The sequence below is a fragment of the Agromyces humi genome (genome assembly GCF_009720255.1).
GTDB lineage: Bacteria > Actinomycetota > Actinomycetes > Actinomycetales > Microbacteriaceae > Agromyces > Agromyces humi.
The window spans coordinates 1-4,534 of record NZ_WJSP02000307.1; the positions used below are offsets into that span (position 1 = coordinate 1).

Genomic DNA, 4,534 nt, shown 5'->3' on the forward strand with positions numbered 1-4,534 from the left:
CCGACGAACCGATCCTGTTCACCAAGTCCCCCAACACCCTCGTCGGCCCGAATGACGACGTGCGCATCCCCCGCGGCTCGACCAAGCCCGACTGGGAAGTCGAGCTCGGCATCGTCATCGGCTCCCGGGGGTCGATCGCCACCACGTCGCGAGGTGATCGCGTGCTCAACTGGTCGATGACGCGGGTCGACGCATCGTCTTCTCCCTGCTTCGCGGACGTCGGACTTCACCGTGACGCCCTCGAGCTCGGCGTCGCGGAGGTAGGTCACGGCCCGATCGCCGAACCCGAGCGCGCGGGCCGCCGCGTAGTGGTGCGCGAGGCGCTGGATGCGCCGCGGTGCCGCGGGGAAGTCCGATTCGAGCGCCTGCGCGATGCGCGCGTGGGTGCGCAGCAACTCGGTGCCCGGGATGGTGTCGATGACGGCCTGCCGCGCGATCGCGTGCGGGAACCGGTAGGAGTCGCCCGCCTGACGCGGCGGCTCGATGAGTCGGGCGCGCACCGCGGCATCCATCGCGGCGAGCGTGACGTCGACGGATGCCGCGCTGATGCCCACCATCTCCACGAGGTCGACCTCCTGCCCGAGCACCGCCGCGAGCTCGAGCACCGGGCGGTGGGCCGGATCGAGGGTCGCGATGCGCGACCGCACCAGGTCACCCACGGAGTCGGGCAGCTCGATGACGCGCTGGCCGTCGCGGCGCTCGGCCTCCACCACCCGTCGCCACATCGCGCGGAGCAGGAACGGATTGCCGCCCGTGAGCTCGCCAAGCACCTCGGCCGACTCGCGAGCGCGGAACCGCGGCATCCCGGCGCGGATCGAGACGTACTCGGTGATCTCGTCGGTGGTGAACGGGGCGAGCTCGAGGCGCAGCACGCCGCTGAGCCGCGACAGCGACGCGAGCACGTCGGCGAGCGCATCCGACCGGTCGGGTGGCGCATTGCGGAGGGTCCCGAGGAGCAGCAGGCGATCGGTGGCCGTTCCCTCGACCACCCTGCTGAGCAGGCGGATCGCCGCCGGTCCCGCCCAGTGCAGGTCGTCGAGCACCAGAACCATCGGCCGCTCGGCGGTCGCGGCGTGCAGCATGTCGACGACGGCCGAGAACACGCGCTCCTGGCCCATCGGCCGGTCCGCGGCATCCGGAGCCGATCGATCGAGCATCCGCTCCAGGAGCTCGACCGTCTCGGCGTCGGAGCGGTCGGTCGCCGCCGCCCCGAACGCCGGCATGAGCGCGCGCAGCGGTTCGTCGAACGGCTCGAACGGTGCGCCGAGCTCCTGGATGCACGACCCGACCAGCACCGCTGCTCCGTCGGCGCGCAGCCGGGTGCACACCTCGCTCACGAGCCGTGACTTGCCCGATCCGGGCTCCCCGCTCACGAAGATCGCCCGACCCGCACTGCCGACGGCGTCGGCCCATGCCGACTCGAGCGCTGCGACCTCTTCGTGTCGAGCGACGAACGGCGGCTGTCCGGATGTCGTCCAGCCGGCCGGCAACGCCGGGGCGGACCATTCCACCATGTGCTCACGATAGTGCGCGCCGGATGCCGCGGCGATGACCCGAATTGACTACTCCGGCCGCCCGCCGAAGATGGCTCGCTCGCGTCATGTGGCCGGTTGCCCGCTTCCCTACCTTGTGATCGGCGCTCCCATCGGAGCCCCGATCACGGAAGGACAGGATCATGAACGTACGTGCGTTCCTCATCGCCCCGGCTGTCGTGGCCGTGGCCGTGCTGGCCGGGTGTGGCCTCACCGACGGAACCGACGCGAAGGCGGGCTCCGCGCGCGTCGGGATCCACTCGAGCGAGGTGTGCCACGCGCCCGCGTACATCCGAGACCGCGCCCCCGCGGGCGTCTGCTCGGACGCCGACGCTGAGACCGACGCTGACGAGCCCGAGGTCGTCGACGACCTCTCGCCCCTGCAGGGTGACCGCTGAAACCGAGCGGCCGGCCGGCCGGCTGGACGAATGGGCGCCGCGATCGGGCGCGCGAGCCGGCGCCCTGCCGTCAGCGCGACGGCAGGGCGCTTGCAGGCTGCGTGCTCGCCGACCGCCGGTGCGAGAGCCGGTACACGGCGTGCCCGATCTTCAGCCCGAAGCCCGTCGACCCGTGGGGGCCATACGGTTCATAGGCGCGCATCTTCGTGATGCGCTCGCCGTCGGTGTCGATGACGAACACCTGGGGAAAGTCGAGGCGCTTGCTGCCCATGTTCAGCACGTGATGGGTGGAGGTCTCGACGACGACCGAGGTGCCGGCCTCGTCGAAGAACCACCGCTCGATGTCGAACCGCATGCTCTTCATCTGCGTGAACGCCCAGGTGAGTCCTTCGCGCACGGCCGCGATGCCCACCATGTCGGGATACGGGTAGTGCGGGTCGTAGAGCACGATGTCCTCGGACATCGTCGCAGTGGCGGCATCGACATCGAGGGCCTGGACTCCCGCGAACATCGTCTCGACGAGGTGCTGCACCGGTGCTGGCATGCGCCACACGCTAGCAGTCAGCACGCCACGAACTTACGATGGACCATGGTCGCGTTCCGGGTCGGGCGCAGTCGCCCTGCGCAGCAGCTCGAAGTCCACGACGTCGAACTGGCGAGGCGGGCTGGAAGGGCGCTGGTCGCCGCCGATGAGCGCATCCGTGCCGCCGCTGACGAGCTCGGCTTCGCCGAGGCGGAGCTGGGGGATGCCGCGGGCAGGCACCTGGGCGATGCCCTCGTCGCGGCGCGCAGGCACCTCAGTGACGCGTTCCGCATGAACCGGCTCAATCACGACGTAAACCCCGGCACCGCCGACGAGGTGCGGGCACGCTCCCTGCGAACCGTGGAGCTGTGCGAACTGATCGAGGGCGAGCTCGCTGAGCAGACTGCTGCGCTTGCCGAGCGGATGCGGCGGGCACGGCGTGCGCCCGAGACCATTGCTGTGGTGCGGGCGGATGTCGCGGTGCTCCGCTCTCTCATCCCAAACGCCCGCGCGACCATCGACCACCTCGCTGCCCGCTATGCACCGGAGGCGCTCGCCGACGTGGACGGCATTGTTTCCGAGGCCGATCAGTTGCTCGGATTCGCCGAGCACAGCGCCGGCGTGGCCGAGCGCCGACGCGTGGCTGGACAGCGCGAGCAAGCGAGCATGGTGCTCGAGGCCTCCGTCGAATCGGTGCGCCGAGCAGCGGCCCTCCTCGATGCGGTGGAGACCTTCGAGGTCGAGGCGCTCCGAGCGGAGTCCACGCTGGCCGCGCTCGTCGAGGAGTCCCGTTGTGACCTTGCGGCCGCGCTCTCCGAGCCGCACGCCCACGCCCACGCCCGCGCCCGTGGCGTCGCGGCCGCCATCGCCGAGCTGCGGGCGGCCCTCGGCGCCCTGCCGGCCACCGGCGTCAACACCGACCCGTTCGCCCACCTGCGCCGACTTCGCGAAGCGCACGCGGCGCTCGATGCTGCGGTGACAGCGGCTCGCGACCGTGCCACGCATCCGGTTCCTTCGATGACCCAGGTGCGCCGCGCCATCGAGGCTGCGGACCGCCAGCTCGACGTCGCCCGCGACGTCGCCGCCGGTCACCCCGGCTGGATCGGCGCCGCGGCCCTCATGAGGCTGGCCGAGTCCGAGCGCATCCGGATCGACCTCAACCACGCGCTCGGCACCTTCGCGCCAACGGTCACGGTCACCGACCGCGACGACCGGGAGCAGATGATCGCCATGGCGGCACGGGTGACGTCCCTCGCGGGCGAAGCCCTGCAGCTGGCCCGGCGCGACATCGACGCATCACGCTCACAGGGTCGGTCGCGTCCACGCCTCCTGCCTTCGGCATCACCGGGCGATCCCGCTCTCCTGTCGTAAGACTCAGACGCGCGCCCCGCGGCGCACGACGTCGCCGAGCGCGTCAGCGTCGAGGGCGAACAGGTCGCGCGAGCCGGCCGTTGCGGCGCCGGCGAGGCCGGCCGCCTGCGGCAGCAGCTGCTCGGCGTAGAACCGGGCCAGCGGCAGCTGCGACTCCGCGATGCCGTCGGCGTCGAGTCCGCGGGCGGCGAGTGCCGACTTCGCCATGAGCCAGCCACCCAGCACGAGCCCCCAGATGCGCTGGTACGGCGTCGACCCCGACAACACGGCATTGGGGTCGGTGGCGCCGGTGCGGAGCATCCACGCCGTCGTCTGCTCGAGGGTGTCGAGCTGCGCGTTCAGTTGCGTGCGGATCGAGGCGAACTCGTCTCCGGCGGCGGCGAGCTCGTTGTCGAGCTCGCGCATGGTGGCGATGAACTCGAGGGCGGATGCCCCGTCGCGAACCGGGAGCTTCCGGCCCACGAGGTCGGCGGCCTGGATGCCGTTGGTGCCCTCGTAGATCGCCGCGATCCGCACATCGCGGTAGTGCTGTGCTGCGCCGGTCTCCTCGATGAATCCCATGCCCCCGTGGATCTGCAGTGCGAGCGAGGTGAGCTCGTTGCCGAGGTCGGTGCCGAACGACTTGTTGATTGGCGTGAGCAGGCCGACGATCTCGTTCGCCCGGGCGCGCACGGCGGCGTCGGGGTGGTGCGTCGACACGTCGGTGTAGG

The 4,534-nt window shown here is 71.3% G+C and carries 5 protein-coding genes and 2 pseudogenes; 3 read left to right on the plus strand and 4 right to left on the minus strand.

What is annotated here, in order from left to right; genetic code table 11:
• Positions 1-134: pseudogene (locus GH736_RS17795) on the plus strand (fumarylacetoacetate hydrolase family protein); the annotation flags it as partial.
• An 879-nt stretch (positions 135-1,013) separates the two neighbouring features.
• Here the strand turns inward: GH736_RS17795 and GH736_RS25200 are convergent.
• Positions 1,014-1,514: pseudogene (locus tag GH736_RS25200) on the minus strand (ATP-binding protein); the annotation flags it as partial.
• 161 nt (positions 1,515-1,675) lie between these two features.
• On the opposite strand from GH736_RS25200, the gene GH736_RS17800 reads away from it, so the two are divergent.
• Entirely contained in the window at positions 1,676-1,930 is a 255-nt protein-coding gene (locus GH736_RS17800) for a hypothetical protein (protein ID WP_159605707.1), read from the plus strand.
• A gap of 70 nt (positions 1,931-2,000) precedes the next feature.
• On the opposite strand, the gene GH736_RS17805 is transcribed toward GH736_RS17800, so the two are convergent.
• Complete coding sequence (locus tag GH736_RS17805) at positions 2,001-2,474, minus strand: nuclear transport factor 2 family protein (RefSeq protein ID WP_159605709.1); 474 nt, start codon at positions 2,472-2,474, stop codon at positions 2,001-2,003.
• A gap of 33 nt (positions 2,475-2,507) precedes the next feature.
• Entirely contained in the window at positions 2,508-3,113 is a 606-nt protein-coding gene (locus tag GH736_RS17810; protein WP_159605711.1) for a hypothetical protein, read from the minus strand.
• A 6-nt stretch (positions 3,114-3,119) separates the two neighbouring features.
• Between GH736_RS17810 and GH736_RS17815 the strand changes: the two genes are divergently transcribed.
• The gene (locus GH736_RS17815) at positions 3,120-3,824 is read left to right on the plus strand and encodes a hypothetical protein (RefSeq protein WP_159605713.1); all 705 of its coding nucleotides are present in this window, start codon (positions 3,120-3,122) and stop codon (positions 3,822-3,824) included.
• A gap of 3 nt (positions 3,825-3,827) precedes the next feature.
• Here the strand turns inward: GH736_RS17815 and GH736_RS17820 are convergent.
• A partial coding sequence (locus GH736_RS17820) for an acyl-CoA dehydrogenase C-terminal domain-containing protein (RefSeq protein WP_203230832.1) occupies positions 3,828-4,534 on the minus strand: 707 nt, incomplete at its 5' end.